This window comes from Lysinibacillus sp. BF-4 (genome assembly GCF_000743635.1).
GTDB classification, from domain to species: Bacteria; Bacillota; Bacilli; order Bacillales_A; family Planococcaceae; genus Metalysinibacillus; species Metalysinibacillus saudimassiliensis.
Window position 1 is genome coordinate 1 of record NZ_JPUW01000043.1, and the last position, 17,497, is coordinate 17,497.

16 protein-coding genes and 2 riboswitches are annotated in these 17,497 nt (G+C 38.3%); of the genes, 8 read left to right on the plus strand and 8 right to left on the minus strand.

Annotated features, from left to right (window positions below; genetic code table 11):
• Positions 1–18: 18 nt before the first annotated feature.
• Positions 19–207: a hypothetical protein gene (locus tag CH76_RS11660; RefSeq protein ID WP_036146490.1), complete on the minus strand. Its 189-nt coding sequence runs from the start codon at positions 205–207 to the stop codon at positions 19–21.
• Between the two features lie 136 nt (positions 208–343).
• On the minus strand, positions 344–1,543 hold the full coding sequence (locus CH76_RS11665) for an MFS transporter (RefSeq protein ID WP_036146493.1): 1,200 nt from the start codon (positions 1,541–1,543) through the stop codon (positions 344–346).
• 165 nt (positions 1,544–1,708) lie between these two features.
• Positions 1,709–1,884: riboswitch (Lysine riboswitch) on the plus strand.
• 66 nt (positions 1,885–1,950) lie between these two features.
• On the opposite strand from CH76_RS11665, the gene CH76_RS11670 reads away from it, so the two are divergent.
• From CH76_RS11670 to CH76_RS11690, 5 genes are all read left to right on the plus strand, one after another.
• A complete protein-coding gene (locus CH76_RS11670; protein WP_036146495.1) occupies positions 1,951–3,411 on the plus strand; it encodes an amino acid permease in 1,461 nt (486 codons plus the stop codon).
• Between the two features lie 93 nt (positions 3,412–3,504).
• Positions 3,505–4,065 (plus strand): PepSY domain-containing protein, encoded by a 561-nt coding sequence (locus CH76_RS13570; protein WP_051910344.1) that lies wholly within the window; start codon positions 3,505–3,507, stop codon positions 4,063–4,065.
• Between the two features lie 134 nt (positions 4,066–4,199).
• Positions 4,200–4,301, plus strand: a riboswitch (purine riboswitch).
• Positions 4,302–4,420: 119 nt separating this feature from the next.
• Positions 4,421–5,005, plus strand: coding sequence for a xanthine phosphoribosyltransferase (locus CH76_RS11680; protein WP_036146498.1), 585 nt, complete (start codon positions 4,421–4,423; stop codon positions 5,003–5,005).
• Positions 5,005–6,297, plus strand: a complete 1,293-nt coding sequence (locus CH76_RS11685) for a nucleobase:cation symporter-2 family protein (RefSeq protein ID WP_036146501.1) — start codon at positions 5,005–5,007, stop codon at positions 6,295–6,297. Before CH76_RS11680 ends, CH76_RS11685 begins: the two co-directional genes overlap by 1 nt.
• 112 nt (positions 6,298–6,409) lie before the next feature.
• A complete protein-coding gene (locus tag CH76_RS11690; protein WP_036146504.1) occupies positions 6,410–7,801 on the plus strand; it encodes an L-cystine transporter in 1,392 nt (463 codons plus the stop codon).
• Positions 7,802–7,976: 175 nt separating this feature from the next.
• Here CH76_RS11690 and CH76_RS13575 read toward each other — a convergent pair whose 3' ends face one another.
• Genes CH76_RS13575 through CH76_RS11705 form a run of 3 tightly spaced genes read right to left on the minus strand, consistent with a single transcriptional unit; the run spans position 7,977 to position 10,243 of the window.
• Positions 7,977–9,323, minus strand: a complete 1,347-nt coding sequence (locus CH76_RS13575) for a hypothetical protein (RefSeq protein ID WP_051910345.1) — start codon at positions 9,321–9,323, stop codon at positions 7,977–7,979.
• Positions 9,320–9,646 carry a hypothetical protein gene (locus CH76_RS11700; protein ID WP_036146506.1) on the minus strand — a complete coding sequence of 109 codons (327 nt, stop codon included), beginning with the start codon at positions 9,644–9,646 and terminating at the stop codon, positions 9,320–9,322. The genes CH76_RS13575 and CH76_RS11700 overlap by 4 nt, the downstream gene beginning before the upstream one ends.
• A 36-nt stretch (positions 9,647–9,682) precedes the next feature.
• Positions 9,683–10,243, minus strand: coding sequence for an SLOG family protein (locus tag CH76_RS11705; protein ID WP_036146509.1), 561 nt, complete (start codon positions 10,241–10,243; stop codon positions 9,683–9,685).
• Positions 10,244–10,473: 230 nt separating this feature from the next.
• Between CH76_RS11705 and CH76_RS11710 the strand changes: the two genes are divergently transcribed.
• Positions 10,474–12,120, plus strand: a complete 1,647-nt coding sequence (locus tag CH76_RS11710; protein ID WP_152553334.1) for a DASS family sodium-coupled anion symporter — start codon at positions 10,474–10,476, stop codon at positions 12,118–12,120.
• Between the two features lie 42 nt (positions 12,121–12,162).
• On the opposite strand, the gene CH76_RS13580 is transcribed toward CH76_RS11710, so the two are convergent.
• The 3 genes from CH76_RS13580 to CH76_RS11725 form a co-directional block, all read right to left on the minus strand.
• On the minus strand, positions 12,163–14,373 hold the full coding sequence (locus tag CH76_RS13580; RefSeq protein ID WP_051910346.1) for a S8 family serine peptidase: 2,211 nt from the start codon (positions 14,371–14,373) through the stop codon (positions 12,163–12,165).
• Positions 14,374–14,451: 78 nt separating this feature from the next.
• A complete protein-coding gene (locus tag CH76_RS11720; RefSeq protein WP_036146515.1) occupies positions 14,452–15,585 on the minus strand; it encodes a hypothetical protein in 1,134 nt (377 codons plus the stop codon).
• A gap of 88 nt (positions 15,586–15,673) precedes the next feature.
• A complete protein-coding gene (locus tag CH76_RS11725) occupies positions 15,674–16,837 on the minus strand; it encodes a DUF418 domain-containing protein (protein WP_036146517.1) in 1,164 nt (387 codons plus the stop codon).
• Between the two features lie 100 nt (positions 16,838–16,937).
• Between CH76_RS11725 and CH76_RS11730 the strand changes: the two genes are divergently transcribed.
• Both CH76_RS11730 and CH76_RS14110 read left to right on the plus strand, forming a co-directional pair.
• Positions 16,938–17,333: a response regulator transcription factor gene (locus CH76_RS11730; protein WP_051910347.1), complete on the plus strand. Its 396-nt coding sequence runs from the start codon at positions 16,938–16,940 to the stop codon at positions 17,331–17,333.
• 82 nt (positions 17,334–17,415) lie between these two features.
• Positions 17,416–17,497, plus strand: an 82-nt coding sequence (locus tag CH76_RS14110) for a winged helix-turn-helix domain-containing protein (protein ID WP_235190396.1), incomplete at its 3' end; no start/stop codon positions are given.

The window sequence follows — 17,497 nt, forward strand, 5'->3', positions numbered from 1 at the left end:
TCCCAGCCTCTTTTATGATTAATGGTGTTGTTTAATTTGAGCTAAAACAGCATCACGCAGTGCAGGCTCCATTGTTTTGTCTAGCTTCACTTGGTTAGTTAAGCGTTCTTTTAATTCTTTTTCGGTCATAATACCGCGTTCTTCTAAGATTGTGACAAGTAAGTTTAAGATTAAAATATTAGTTGTATTAGCTGCATTTTGTTCCATACAAAAGCCCTCCTATAAGTAATGTACTGTACTTATAGTATGCCCCTAACTGTATTATTTGAAACGACAATTGCCAAAATTAAGCAGTCCACGAGCATGAAATAGGGGATAATTAGCATGATGTAGCAGACAATTCCTATTGTTCTTCTACGTATTTATTGCCAGCCGCATACCAGCCGCTACCAAATAAAATAGCAACAACTACAAGGAAGACATAGATCGGTAGTTGCCAGTTACCTGTTTGGTCGTAAAGCCAGCCAAAAATAACCGGACCACTTGCTGCGAGTAGGTAACCAATAGACTGTGCAAAACCTGATAAGTCTGCAGCTGCGTATGCTGTTTTTGTGCGTAATGTAAAGAGCATCATAGCTAAGCTAAATGAAGAGCCACCAGCAGAGCCAATACAAATCATCCATAATACTGTGTAGTCAGTGAAACCAAGTGCAATACCAACAAAGCCAATGGTATAAAGTAGTGTTAGTACAATGACAATAGGACGTTGATTTTTTAATTTGTCGGCAAGTACTGGCATAATAAAAGTGAGTGGTAGTTGAGCTAAGAGCATGATAGCAACCATCCACCCTGCCTTATCTGCTGCCATACCTTGCGATACAAAAATTGCAGGTAGCCATGCACCTGTTGTATAAAAAATAAAAGATTGTAAACCCATTGCGAGTGTTACAGCCCATGCGAGTGGTGAGCGCCATAGCTTTAATTTAGGTGCAGTAGTAGTTGTAGCTTGCATACGATCATTATTGCGTAATTGTGGTGACCAAACTAAGCTGGCAATCATAACAATTATAATAGGAAAGGCGAGTGCAATTTGCCAGTTAGTAGTGTTGGCAATAGGATGGCTAAGCCCTGCACCAAAGCCACCTGATACATTCATCGCAACAGAGTAAATCCCCATCATTAAGCCAACATGGAAGGGAAATTTCAATTTAAAAAAGCTAGGTAACAAAACATTACCAAAGGAAATAGCTACACCAATAATAATTGTACCTACTAGCAATAGTGAGGTCATGCCTACTGAACGTAGCGCAATACCAGCAGCTAATAGAAGCATTGAAATAAATAAAGACAGCTCAATGCCAATCGTACGTGAAATACGTGGCACAAAGGGAGATACTAATGCAAATGCAAGTAATGGGATTGTTGTTAAAAAGCCCGCTAACACATTTGAAATACCAAGCCCTTCTCTAATAAATTCGATGATGGGGCCTACAACTGTTAAAGGTAAGCGTAGTGTCATTGCCATCAATATGATACCAATAATCAAAATAAGCGTTTTACCACGCCAATTTATTTTCCGGGAAATACTAAGCTGTTCATCCATTGCAGTCCCTCCATAAATTTCGTATTATTACCACAGTTTAGCGTAAAACATACATATAAAACAGAAAAATTAAAAAATACAGATAATTTGGTAGCGTTTGCATTGCGTTTTTTCCTATGTTAAACTCGTTTACGTTATCAAAAATTTCATATAATACCTCATAATTTATGAGGTAGAGGTCGCGGTATGCAAGAGTAAGCGTGTGGAGATGGCAAGCATCGATGAAACACGACGAAAGGGTACACTGCCGAAGCGTTAATTAGCTTGCCGTAATTAATGCTGGGGTTGTCATCGAAAGAGACAGAACTGTCACGCCACAAGCGTGTTGAGCTATCAGTTGAGGTTTTCAGGAAGCATCTTCACGATATGTGAGGATGCTCTTTTTATTTACAAGAGAGGAAGCAATAATGATGAGTAATGAAATAATTGAAATAGGTAAAAAACCTAAACTCCAAAAATCACTTAAAAGCCGTCATATTACGATGATTTCCCTCGGAGGGACAATTGGTACTGGTTTATTTTTAGCGAGTGGTGGTGCGATTGCACAGGCTGGCCCTGGTGGCGCATTATTAGCTTATGGCTTAATTGGTATCATGGTATTCTTTTTAATGACTAGCTTAGGTGAGATGGCAGCTTATATGCCATCATCAGGTTCATTTAGTACGTATGCTACAAAGTTCGTAGATCCCGCGCTAGGCTTTGCACTAGGCTGGAACTATTGGTATAACTGGGCAATTACAATCGCAGCTGAAATCGCGGCTGTTACTTTAATCATGAAGTATTGGTTCCCAGACAGCTCGTCCATTTTATGGTCACTGTTATTTATTTGTATTATTTTAGGATTTAATGTGTTATCTGTACGTAGCTATGGCGAGAGTGAGTATTGGTTCTCGATGATTAAAGTAGCTACAGTAATTATCTTTATTATTTTAAGTTTTGCGATGATTTTTGGTATTCTTGGAGGCAATGCACCTGTTGGCTTTACTAATTTCTTTCATGGTGACGGCCCGTTTCATGGTAGTTTTTTAACGTTCTTTGGTATTTTCCTAGCGGCAGGCTTTTCATTCCAAGGTACAGAGCTTCTTGGTGTAACCGCTGGCGAAACTGAAGACCCAGGGAAAAATATACCGAAAGCCGTACGCTCGGTATTTTGGCGAATTGTACTGTTTTATATGCTTGCGATTTTAGCGATTGGCTTACTCATCCCGTATGACGACCCACGTTTATTATCAGAGGATGTAACGGTATCACCATTTACTTTAGTATTTGAACGCACAGGTATCGCATTTGCGGCCTCTGTAATGAATGCGATTATTTTAACGGCATTATTATCAGCAGGTAACTCAGGGTTATATGCATCGTCTCGTATGCTGTGGCAGTTAGCTGTGGATGGTAAAGCGCCTAAGTTCTTTATGAAACTAACGCGCCGAGGTATTCCAATTTATTCGTTACTTGCAACACTGGCTGTTGGTTCACTAGCATTTTTAGCCTCTATATTTGGCGATGGTGTTATTTATATTTGGTTACTTAATGCGTCGGGGTTATCAGGATTTATTGCATGGCTTGGTATTGCCATTAGCCATTATCGTTTCCGCCGTGCCTACATTAAGCAAGGGCATGATCTCAATGATTTACCATATGTTGCACCACTTTATCCTTTTGGCCCATTGTTTGCGTTCTTCTTATGTTCAGTGGTAATTATTGGTCAAAACTATCAAGCTTTTGTAGGTGGTCATATTGACTGGTCAGGATTATTAATTACGTATATTGGTATTCCGTTATTTTTAGCCTTTTATATTGGTTATAAAGTAAAACATAAAACTAAACTTGTACCGTTAGAGGAATGTGATTTAACGGTAGAAAAATAAAAGAGATGCGTGCTATATTTTTTAGCACGCATCTTTTTTAGGTTTTAGGGCGTTCTTATAAAGGTAAAGTACATACTAAAAGGGGAGATTAACATGAAAAAAACAGCGTTAGCCGCAGCACTCGGCTTAAGTGCGATGTTAGTATATGGTTGTTCAAATGACAGCAAGGTGGATACTGCAACAAACGAGCAACCTACAGCGACTGAAACACAAAAGGACATTATTTCGATGGATGATATTAAAGCAAAAGCTTTAAAGGAAATTGAGGGTGGCGAAGTAACGAGTGTGGAGCAAGACGATAAAAAAGGCATTCGTGTGTATGAGTTAGATGTTGTAACAAACGAAGTCAAATACGAATTAACTTATGACGCGCATACAGGCGATTTACTCAAAAAAGAAGAAGAACGTCGTGACCAAACGAATAATGGTGATGTCGCAACAGGCGATGCAACAAAAGAGTTTAAAGTAACAGAGAAGCAAGCTAAAGACATTGCTATGAAAAAAGTTGGTGAGGGTGAGATTTCGAAATTTGAATTAGATCGCAGTGACCAAAAGTACGAAATTGAAATTAAAACGGCTACGATGGAGTATGATGTGGACATTGATGCCAACACAGGCGATATCGTAAAATATAAAGAGGATACACGTGACTAATGAAAGCGTTTTTGCTATAGTGTAAAAAAACGAACGTTAAAAAGGATTTTATTTGAAATCCGTCTAATTTCCGAATGTTTGGAATCATTACACTATTTTAATACGTCTTGCAAACAATAAACGGCATGCTTATAATAGTTCTATTCAAAAATACTCATATAATCGCGAGGATATGGCTCGCAAGTTTCTACCGGCTCACCTTAAATGAGCTGACTATGGGTTGTTTCGTTTAGGCATTATACATGTCGTTTTTTTATTTTTCGGCAGTTGTATGGCTCGTTAAACGTTGCTCCCACAGTAGTGAGCGATGTTTAGCGAGTTTTTTCGTACACAAATAAAGAAGGGAAGTAATCGTATGCAATTATTAAAGGAAAAAATTATTAAAGAGGGACAAGCACTATCGTCTACAGTATTAAAAGTAGATACATTTTTAAATCACCAAATCGATCCATTATTAATGAAGGAAATTGGACACGAATTTGCCACACGCTTTTCAGATGAGGTAATTACAAAAGTATTAACAATTGAGTCTTCAGGTATCGCACCATCAACAATGCTTGGCTTAGAAATTGGAGCACCTGTTGTCTTTGCGCGTAAACGTAAATCTTTAACGCTATCGGATAATTTATATACATCACAAGTACATTCATTTACGAAAAATGTAACAAGTGATATTGCTGTATCACGCGATTTTTTAAACGCGGACGATAATATTATTATCATTGATGACTTTTTAGCTAACGGTGAAGCTGTAAAAGGTTTACTTGATATTGCAGCTCAAGCTGGCGCACATGTAGTAGGTGTCGGTATTGTTATTGAAAAAGGCTTCCAAGATGGAGGTAAAAAGTTACGCGAGCAAGGTGTCCGTATTGAATCATTAGCTATCGTTGAATCATTAGAAGAAGGCAAAGTAACATTTGTCGAGGAGGAAACGAAGTAATGGACAAAGCGAAGGCGACCGCTCTCGGCATACAGCATTTACTTGCGATGTATGCCGGTGCCATTTTAGTGCCACTTATTATAGGTAATGCAATTGGTTTTGATTCCAAGCAATTAACGTATTTAGTCGCTATTGATATTTTAATGTGTGGTGTTGCAACGTTATTACAAGTATTATCTGGTCGCTATATTGGTATTGGGTTGCCAGTGGTACTAGGCTGTACGTTTACAGCCGTAACACCAATTATCTCGATTGCCAATAATCCTGAACAAGGTATAACGGCTGTCTACGGCGCTATTATCGCTTCAGGCTTAATTATTATGCTGATTGCGGGCTTCTTTAGCCGTTTGGTCAAGTTTTTCCCGCCAGTGGTAACAGGCTCAGTCGTAACGATTATTGGGGTATCACTACTACCCGTATCCATGAATAATATGGCGGGCGGTTTGGGAGCAGATGATTTTGCTTCAACACAAAATCTAACGCTTGCCTTCGCAACCTTACTTATCATTTTACTCGTTTATCGTTTTTCTACAGGATTTATACGCGCTATTGCCATTTTAATTGGTATGGTAGCAGGAACATTGCTAGCTATTGCTTTAAATGCTGTAGACTTTACACCAATTAAACAAGCGGATTTTGTGCATATTGTGCAACCCTTTTATTTTGGAGTACCAACCTTTGATGCAAGTGCTATTTTAACAATGACACTTGTAGCTATGGTGTCGTTAGTAGAGTCAACGGGTGTTTACTTTGCTCTAGGTAGTATTTGCAAAAAAAACATTTCACAAAAAGAGCTTGCGCGTGGTTACCGTGCAGAAGGACTTGCTTCTATTATTGGTGGGTTATTTAATGCCTTTCCATATACAACGTTTTCACAAAATGTTGGGCTTACTAAAATGTCTGGTATTAAAGATCGCCGTGTAATTGTGATTACTGGTGTTATGTTAGTGCTACTTGGTTTTTCGCCAAAGCTTGCTGCATTAACTTTACTTATCCCAACCTCAGTATTAGGAGCTGCCATGCTAGCGATGTTTGGTATGGTTATTACGCAAGGTATTACGATGCTAGCGCCTTCGGTTGAAAAATCAGCAGAGAATGCAATGATTGCAGCTATTGCTATTGGCATGGGCGTTGGTGTGTCAGTTGTGCCAGAGTTATTTGCTAACTTGCCAGACCGTCTATCTATTTTAGTATCTAATGGTATTGTTGCTGGTTCAGTAACAGCAATTGTACTAAATATTTTATTTAATATGATTGGGCCAAAGCCAAAGGATGACCCAATGCACTCATAAAAAGAAGCTACTAGAAAATTTTCTAGTAGCTTTTTCTATTCCCTACTTGCTTTGTTGGTATTGAAGCGTTACAATGCTAATACATAACCAAGTAACTCGGGGGGAATTAAACATGACATTTCAAGTAATCGCCAATATTGCTGTTTTACTCGTTTTTGTTGGCGTATTATATTTTTTAAAGCAAAAACATATTAAATTTTCGAATCGCGTATTTATTGCGCTAGGTTTAGGTATCGCGTTAGGGCTTGTATTACATTTAATTTATGGCACAGAAAGTGAAGTGCTGAGTCAAACGATGCCATGGTACAACATTTTAGGTACAGGCTATGTAAAGCTACTTCAAATGATTGCAATGCCACTCGTATTTATTTCGATTTTAATCGCTTTTACTAAATTAACGATTGGTAAGAACTTAGGTAAGATGGCGGCAATTATTTTAGCTGTACTGATTGGTACAACAGCGTTAGCTGCTGCAGTTGGTATTGGTTCAGCCGTAGTCTTTGACTTAGATGCATCACAAATTTTACAAGGTGAGGCAGAGGTTGCGCGTGGTGAGGCAATTACAGCTCGCTCTGAAGAAATGGCAGGTAAGGCTTTACCTGACCAAATCCTAGATCTATTTCCTGCTAATCCATTTTTTGATTTAACGGGCGCACGTTCGACATCAACAATTGCAGTCGTTATTTTTGCCGCATTTTTAGGCTTTGCGTATTTAAAAATAAATCGCAAACAGCCAGAGGTTGCAGCTACTGTTAAAAAAGGTGTGGACGCCATTTATGCGTTAATTATGGAAGTTGTAAAAATCGTATTACGTTTAACGCCGTATGGTATTTTAGCATTAATGGCTCGCACAGTGGCAATGTCCGATTTTGGTGCGATTTATAACTTAGGTAAGTTTGTTATCGCGTCTTATGTTGCACTAGGTATTATGTTCATTGTGCATTTAATTATTATTGCGTTAACAGGTTTAAGCCCATTAACTTATTTAAAAAAAGCCTCTGAAGTTTTATTGTTTGCCTTTACTTCTCGTTCAAGTGCAGGCGCGTTGCCTTTAAACATTCAAACTCAAACACAAAAAATGGGTGTGTCAGATGGTGTAGCTAACTTTGCGGCGTCATTTGGTTTATCTATCGGCCAAAATGGCTGTGCAGGTGTTTATCCTGCCATGCTTGCAATTATGATTGCGCCAACGGTCGGTATTAATCCATTAGATCCAACATTTATTGCTACAGTAATCGTTGTAGTAGCGATTAGCTCATTTGGTGTGGCGGGTGTAGGTGGCGGTGCAACTTTCGCGGCAATTATTGTACTGTCAGCGTTAGATTTACCGGTAGCACTTGCGGGTGTATTAATTTCAGTAGAGCCTTTAATTGATATGGGACGTACAGCACTTAATGTTAATGGCTCGATGACTGCAGGTGTTACAGCAGCTCGTGCCTTAGGTGAGTTAGATACTGAAGTTTTCAATGATACACATCAACAGTTAGAAGAAGTTACACATTAATACAAATAAAATAGGCTGGGATATAACTCGATTTTTTGAGAAAATATAAAAAAACACTCATTAATTTTCTTGAATTTTTTATTTGTTATATTCATTAAAAACCCAAAAAATGTGAGACGATTTTAAAAATCATCTCACATTTTTCTTTTGTCCCAGCCTCTTTTTGTTTTACTATTTAAGAGCCGCCATAAATAACTTGTTCAGCTGGTAAAAAGATACCTTGCGCTACATCAAATTGCAGTAACGTACCATCGTTATCAATTTTATATGTTCCGATAGCAGACGGGCCGTTGATAACCATAATGATGAGATACCCATCTTCGTCCATTTCCATCTGATATTGATAAGTAGAAAAATCAATGCCTTCATTATGAGAAATCAAGTCTAACACCTCTTGAGTAGTCATATTTGTATGCCCTTTTTTTATTGTTGGCTGTACATTATTTGGTTTTGGTGATATGGGAGGTGTTACTGGTTGTTCCTGTTGTTTTTCTGGTTCATTTTCTTGTGAGCCAGCTGCTTCGCCATTAGAAGAAGTGGTAACTTCTTTAAACTTCAAATTTTCATCAAAGGAAAAATCATAGTAATCACCTTTGAACCACATTGTGATTTTTACGTCTTTTTGTTGTAACTCTTTAGGAATTTCAATTAAATAATAAATTTTACGTTCGCCTAGAGCAGGTAGGCTGGTAATATTTGCGTAATTTAAATCTTCTTGATTCACACTTTCTACGGTAGCAAAGCCTGTGTATTCATAATAATTATCTAGTAAAGCAGAGAAACTCATAATTTCATCTGCAGCTAATTCGCTAGACTTTAGGTTTTTAACTTTGTTTTCTATTACCAAATAGACATTATTTTCATCAGCCTCATAATAAGTTGTTAAAAAGCGAGACATAGGAGGTTCCACGATATTTGTATAGTAAATATCGTCAATTATAACTTGAGCGAAATTATCGCGTTTTACTATTTCTTTCACTTTTGCAGAAGTTCTTAGCTTATTGGTGTCTTGTAGTGTGAAAGAAGTTTTATATTTTTTATCGTTTATTGTAGCTTGTAGAGTAATTAGAGTTTTATCATCAACGTTAGGAATTTCAGCTAAAAAATGAATCGTTTGTTCATTTAATGATGGTATTACAGGTGAAGTATCAAACATACTGCTTTTGTTAGATTCTGCTATCGCAAATGCACTGGAATTTTCGTCATTAATGGTATATGAAATATCAATTAACTCGTCAACGCTTTTTGGTGTTTGGTATAAGTTTTTAATAGTCATTGTCACGTCTAAATAAGTATTTTCTGGATTATCCACTTCATAAAGATTAATGATGCCATCTGGATTAGGCGGGGTAATTCTAGGTGATTTGGCAATACGTTGTATTTGATAGCTCATATGTTCATCAATAGTTGTTTGTTTATCAAGGTGAAAAATTTTTGCTTCTTGCTCTTTTGGTGTAGGTGTATTCGTAGAACACCCTACTAATAAGTTGACTATCAATAGTAGCCCAAACCATTTTTTCATAAAGGATTCTCCTCCTTGATTTTTACATAGAAATCTTGACCATTGATTAAATCGGGTAATGTAATGGCGTATTGCTGTTTGAGATAGCGGTAAATAGCGCGAGCAAAGCCGTCATAGCCATTGAGCAGTGTACCTGCTGTAATGGGGCGCTCTACGTTGTGAAAGCTGAAATAGACGCGTGTGTCTTCGTCCATGCTTGCGAGAATAGCGTGCATGTCTTGTTCGCTTAACTCAATGCGTCGCATATAGCGACACTCACGTTTATAAGTGTCATGCGTAATAAATACAGGCTGCGTTTCTGTGATGAGGTTTGGCTGTGTCATAAATATCACCCTTTGCAGTTAGTTACTTTGATTATACTAATAATCTTGCCATTTTTCTTCTTGAATTTGTTCAGCTATCAGTTGTAAATCATAGGCATTAATTTCGTAAAAGGCATAGTCTGTTGTTTCGGCATGCGCTTTGATTAGGCGCTTTAAAAATTTAGGGGACGCCTCTTGTTCTTCATCATAGACGAGAAGGGCGCCGCTCGTATTACGGATTAAAAATTTATCCTTCTCAATAAATTGCCAAGGTGCTTCGTAGGGCTTTTTCGTCGCGCTATCAACAAAATCTGCCTGCATAATCATCATGTCGTATTTTTCTTTTTTTGCATCGTTCCAACGCTCTTGTTGATTGAGGAAAGGCGTAATAATACCGAGCTTGATGTCATACTCTTGCTGTAGTTCAAAAACGACATCTGCTCCCCATGTTTCGACACCTTGTTGCCCACTAATAATGACCCACTCTAGTCCTTCAGTGAGCAAAAGTAATAGTTGTTCACGAATAGCTCTTTTAATGATTTCAACACCTGGGTGTGACTCGTTAAAAATACCTAGCTCATGCGGGCGGTAGCCACTTAAAATGATACTTTTCAGCATAAAAATGCCTCCTCCTAAATAATCAGAAAATTAAAAACAGTTTGTTGTATAACAATATTTTTTGCTTAAATCGAGATATATCTCGCTATTTTAGCAATTTCGTAATAAGTCAGGAAAATAACAAAAAACTTTGTTGCATAACAGATAGTGGTTTGGTAAGGTTTTACTATGAAATAATTATATTTTTATAATAATTGTAAGCGTATGCATTACGCAAACTAAGGAGTGGAATCATGTTAGCCACATGGAAGCGGTTATGGGCTATGAACGACGATGTAAAAGGGATGTTTCGATTATTTACCGCACCGCACGAGGCAGATACAGTTAAAGGCGGCGGCGCAGGGCATCCTGTCGGTGTTAATAATGAAGGCGGCGGTAAAGACTCAAAAAGCTACACAGTTACCCAGCTAATTGGATTGATTGTTGGTCCAGCACTATTCTTTTTAATTTATTTCTTTTTTAAACCAGAAGATTTATCAGCAGAAGGTGTTGCGATTTTAGCGAGTACGGTTTGGATTGCGACATGGTGGATTACTGAGGCATTGCCAATTCCCGTAACTTCTCTAATGCCACTCGTGTTATTCCCGATGACATTGGGGCTTGATGTGAAGGAAACAGCTTCAGCGTACGGCGACGAAAATATATTCTTATTTATGGGTGGTTTCATTATCGCACTTGCGATGGAAAAATGGAATTTACACCGACGTATTGCCTTAGGTATTATTTCGGTTATTGGTGTAACAATGGACCGTATCGTTTTAGGTTTCATGGTTGCGACAGGCTTCTTATCTATGTGGATCTCGAATACAGCCACAGCTATGATGATGGTGCCGATTGGTCTTGCGATTATTGCGCAAATCTCTGAGGCAGTAAAAGATGATCCAACGATTGATACTTCAAAAGAAAACTTTAAATTTGGTAAGGCACTTATGCTAGGTATTGCTTACTCAGCTTCTGTTGGTGGTATCGCAACATTAATCGGTACACCGCCAAACACGCTACTTGCAGGTGCAATCTCTAAAATTTATGGTGTTGAAATTACATTTGCTGGCTGGATGATGTTTGGTGTACCATTTGCTTGGACATTTATCTTTGTCATTTGGGTATACTTAACGAAGTTTGCCTTAAAATCAGAAATTAAAACATTGCCAGGTGGTAAGGCAGTAATTCATGCAGAGCAGAAAAAGCTTGGTAAAGCATCTTACGAAGAAATTATGGTGTTTATCGTCTTTATTACAGCAGCGTTTGCTTGGATTACACGCTCATTTTTACTACAGGGCTTCTTCCCAGGTTTATCAGACGGTGTTATTGCGATGATTTTTGCGATTGTATTGTTTGCGATTCCTTCGGTCAATAAAAAGGGCGACCATTTAATGGACTGGAATACAGCCGTTCAATTGCCTTGGGGCGTACTACTATTATTTGGTGGTGGTCTTGCGATTGCAGCAGGCTTTAAATCTTCAGGTTTATCAGAGTGGATTGGTTCACAATTAGGCGGCTTAGCAGGTGTGCATTTATTTGTACTTATTTTAGCAGTAGCCACATTAATTATTTTCCTAACCGAGATTACGTCCAATACAGCCACAGCTTCGATGATGTTCCCGATTATGGCTTCATTATCGTTAGCGCTTGATGTCCATCCATACAGCTTAATGATGGCGGCAGCAGTTGCGGCATCATGTGCGTTCATGCTACCAGTAGCAACGCCACCAAATGCTGTTGTGTTTGGCTCAGGTTACTTAAAGATTCCTGATATGGCAAAGGCCGGCTTTGCGCTTAACTTATTTGGTATCCTTTTAGTTACAGTATGTATTTACTTCCTAGTGCCAGCACTATGGGGTATTGACTTAAATGTTTTCCCAGATGCATTTAAATAATAATAAAAGCCTTTCGGAAATTTTCCGAAAGGCTTTTTTGTATTAGCGTCCAAATTCGTGTGTCGTTTGTTCGCCTGAGATAAAGTAAAGTGTGCGGTTATTAACGACACGTACATTTTTGACTGAGTCGGACATAACCGGCATACCCATGAAGTATGAATGTAAATACATATCATATGTGCCGCGTGTAATATACGTTGGCTGAATAGCATCTACAGGAACACCAATTTTTAGTGGTTGATGTCCAACTTTTACAGGTTCAAAGTGCAACTGTAATAGTGGGTGGCTCATGTATTGTGAAGTATCAACATGAATGCGAGTTAAAATCCCTGTGTTACGGAAATCAATCGTTTTAGTTTTTGCTGTATCCACATCCGACATTGTTAAGAAGGCGTGGTATTTACCCATATCAATAAATGAGAAATCATAATTGCCGCTATCTACATAAACCGTAGGGTTTTCTAAGAAGTTAATCGGTAAAAGTGATGACATTGCATGACCATCAATAACAGCTGTTGGCACATGGAATGGTGGCATTAATTCATATAATTTTTCAAAGCGTTTTTCTTTAGGGTAGTTAAATAATGTGTTTTTCATTGAAATTTTATTTAATTGCTCAGCATTAAGCGTTACAGTTTCCTGTGCATTTACTTTACGGGCATACATAGCATTATCTGCAACAGCTGAGATGTATAAAGCATCGTACTCATCGTACGTTGCTGTTGAGAAGGCGATGTCGCCTGTTTTCGTGTTAGTCTCGATAAACATTGATAGTTGTTCAAGCTCATCGTCTTTAACACCATATAATGTAGCTACAGTGATTTCAGCGTTTTCATTTTTTTCATTTTTGACATTAAGCACAACGTCTTTAGTACGAATCGGTGTTGTGCGCGTTGCTTTATCAAGCACATTGCCAGCTTTATCTTTTAAGATAGCTGTTACCGCAATTTCTTGTTGTTTAGGTGTCTCTAGTGCAAACTCTAGCATGCCATTCTTAGTAATTTCTTGTGAGCCTAAGCTTTTGCCACCAGCGATTACTTCGATTGTACCTTCACTATAGCCGTAAGAGCCAACTTGAATAGCGTCAGCGCCTTCATTTAAGTATGTTGTGTTTAATAAAAATACTTGCTTATCTGTTGTGAAGTTTTGTAGCTGTACGTGACCGAAACCAGCATTAGCATCAAAATCATTATTAGCAGGTCGCTTAGCTTGTGATTTTAATAATAACTCTACTTCCTCATAGCTTAGCTCAGGATAAGACGAACGAATTAAGCCTACAATCCCTGCTACAAATGGAGATGCCATTGAAGTACCGTCCATTGTTGTATAACCATCACGCTTGCCGTCCATTCGGTCTAGATTACGTGGCATTGTGCTATAAATGTTTTGACCTGGTGCTACTAAGTCCATCTCCACACCAAAGTTAGAGAAGTCAGTTAGTGCTTTCTTTTTTGCGCTTGCGCCAATAGTTAGCACATCACGCTCACTTGCTGGGTATTTATTATAAATTTCTTCGGATTCGTTACCTGCTGCAACCACAACGCTTACATTACGTTCTAATGCATATAGCACTGCATCACGCTGTGTTTGTGAAAGACCTTGTCCACCAAGGCTCATATTAATAACAGTTGCACCGTTATCCACCGCATAGTAAATGCCAGAGGCGATATGTGAGTCTGTACCTGCGCCTTGTTCGTCTAGTACACGAACAGGTAGGATTTTAATGCCTTGGTAGTTAGCACCGCGTAATGTAATACCAGCAACATGTGTACCATGTCCTTGTTCATCCATTGCGTCAGCATCATCTTGTACAAAGTCATAGCCTTCTAATACATAATCTTTTAATGCAGGGTGAGCATAATCAACACCTGTATCAACGACAGCAACAACAGTTTCTTTTTGTGGACGTAATGATGATGTAAATTCAGGCAAACCTAAATCAACGGCATCCCACATTTTTAGGTGCTCCTGTAAATTGGAAGCTTGACGTTTGTAGTCAGCCTCTATGTACGCAACACTGCCACGTTTAATGGCTTGTTGAATCGCAGTATCTGCTAGCTTTTGCTTAGGCAGTGAAATAAATTGCTGCTCCTCATTTAAGTAAACATTGTCTTCCTTGCTTAGTTGTTTAAAAATCGCGTCATCTGCGGTGTATTTGATGATGACGTTTTCGCTTTCTGCTGCATGACCTGTTGCGGGTAATGCAAATGCAGCACAGGCAAATGCGGCTGTTGCTACTAATTTTTTAATCATATCCGACCACTCCTTTACTCTATTGTATACGCATTAGACCTCTTTATGTTTCAAAAAAAAAGAAACGCGTCAAACGACTTATTGTAAAAGACGTTCGCGCGCTTCAATTTGCTCAAGTGAATCATCGTACCACACACCGTAAAAGCGTGATTTAACATCCTCTTCAAAGTAATCACCGTCATAATAAGCAAGAGGTAGTAGTCCGCCTTCTTTAATAAGCGCTGTAATATTTTGATGAAATTTTTGATTATCAGTTGCTACATACGACATAAATTTAGCGACAGGCTTTTTAAAGCTATCTTTAAACATTAACATAGCTGTTGAACCATTTTGTCTGAAGTTTAAATCAATCGCTTGAATGTCGCCTGTTTCAGTGACAATTAAATCAAACCCTGCCACGCCAACAAATCCTTCATCTACGCCGCACTCCATAATATGTTTGCCTACTTCAATGACACGTTTAGGTACATCACGTACCATAACATTACCTTGGTAATGCCCTTCGTCATCCGTTAGTTGCTCTGAAGCACCTAAATATTGAATGCCGAGTGTTTCGTTATATACATATTGGCAACTAAAGTTAGCTTTTACTGCAAGGAGTTGTTCCACTACAACGGTATCAGTGGTCGCTTTACGCAGTTGTCTCAATGCTTCTGTGACTTGTTCGTTTGTACGGCAAATCATGACACCATAGCCGCCAGAAGTCGGGTCGTCACCGCCAGGCTTTAAGACAATAGGTAATGTCATCGAAGCAATAGTTGCTGTAGCATCTGCTAACTTCACGGTGAAACGCTTTGGTACATATTTTGCATCAATAAGCTGATCAATATAGGATTTACAGTTGAGCTCATTAAATTTTTCGGCATCCATCCAGTAACGATCACGAGGAATTTGATTAGGCTCATGCAAATACTGACATACTACAGGGGTGTCACTTCCTTGTAAGTGTGCATGATATTGTTCTTCAGTTTCATATGTTAGGACATTGTCGCTTGGTGTTAAACCTGCTAGCTTAAATAAAGCTTTAGCTTGCTCGGTTTGAGTTGCGCTATGTACCACCACAGGTACATCTGCAAAAAGGACTTCACGAGATGTTAGTGCATCGAGCTGATGTGCATCATTAACCACCCATGGATTATCACTAAAAGGTGTACGTGGTGTATATAAAACGTTGTCGCCATAAATATCGCGTAGGGTAAATTTTGGTTGCATAGTAAAGCTCCTCTCATACGTAGTCTTTAACGAATACCCTTAAACTATGAGGGAGCTAACCTAATTATTAAAAAATACTACGATATAACTAGCTCTTAAATGAAAAATTTGTCCATAGGCGTAAAACATATTCTAATGGACCACGTTTAGCAAATTGTAAATACCAGCGACTGATAATAGCTTGTAGTGTGTAAATCACAAGCCCGAGTAGTACGCCTTGCCATACGGCTAATTTATTAAATAAGCCCAAACCATAGCCATAAAAAATTGTAGTACAAATGACACTTTGCATAATGTAATTTGTTAATGAAAGTTTGCCAACACTCTCGATATATGGTGCGATTTTTTGTATGGCTGAACTGTGATAAATCATGGCAAAGAGTGCAATGTAACCAACAGCTAATAAGTTGGCCCCAAACAAGCTAAGTGTCATGCTAAAGCTATTTGCTTCTCCAAGGTAAATACTGCTGGCTTTTAAAGCTAAGCCAACTGGCACTAAAAAGCTAAGCGTGCTATACCATTTTTGTTCTTGTTCCATCTTAGTAAAAGCATTAATTTTTGCTAACGCCATACCAATTAAAAATAATGGAGCATACATAATAGGGGCAATCACCATTGCAATTAACATAAATATACCTGCGTTTTCGTCGTCTCCAAACATAGGGATATCTACATTGTTGCGGAAGTCATAAATGGCTGCGTATGAGCCGTTTTGTAATACCTCATTTTCTTGTTTCATATAATCTACCATTGCAGGAACTTCAGTCATATCTGCTTCTCCAACAGGTGTCATACTTGATCCAATACCTAAAATTAACATTAAAGCAGTAAAAATACCTGCCCAAATAAATAAAGTTTTGGCCTTACGGTTAATAAATGGGATAAGTAATAGTGTCATAATCCCGTACGAAAATAAAATGTCGCCATCCCAAATGAAACGGCTGTGCAGTAAACCTAGCACAATTAAGCCAATGGCACGACGCAAAATCGTCCAACGACTTTTCGTTTTACGACGGCGTACAGAGTCAATCATTTTAATAAGAGAAAAACCAAAAAGTACGGTGAATATTGGAAGGAAGCTGTGCTCAATGACAACCTGTACAACATGTAACATGCCTGTATCAAAGCCATTTAAAGTAAGGGTATCCTTGTTAAACATCCCAAATTGAAAAATTAACATATTGGCAAGCAAAATGCCGAGAAGGCTTAGCCCTCGTAACCCGTCAATAAAAGTAACGCGAGAATTATTCATAATTATAAGCTCCTTGTGATAAGTTAATAGTAACTATAAAGGCTGGGGCTTATGTTGATGTAATCTCTACCTTAAACTAATCTTAAAATGAGGGATGCTTGTGCTAGAGACAAAAATTTTAGTAGTAGAAGATGAAGCGGCAATCGCAGATATGATTGAAATTATTTTACGCAAGGAAGGCTTTACTAATATTACAATTTGCCATAGCGTAGCGTGTGCGCTAAAAAAGGGAGATTTTGATTTTTATTTATTGGATGTTATGTTGCCAGATGGTACGGGGTTAGATATTGCTAAAACAATCCGTGAAAAAAGCGACGCACCGATTTTCTTTTTAACAGCTAAGGTGAGTGATGCGGATAAGTTAAAAGGCTTTATGAGTGGTGCGGATGATTATATTACTAAGCCTTTTAATCCACTAGAGCTTGTAGCGCGTGTAAAGGTGCATTTATCACGCTATCAAAAACAAGTGCCGACAAAAAAATCGCTACGAATTTAAAACATTTACTTTTGATGCAGATGCTGCTGAGTTAACCGTTAACGGTCAAACAGAGTTACTAAGTGGACGCTTGTTTTATTTATTGCAATACTTATGTGAAAATGCAGGGCAGGTGCTGTCAAAGGAGCAAATGTATAACCAAGTGTGGGGCGACCCGATTTATC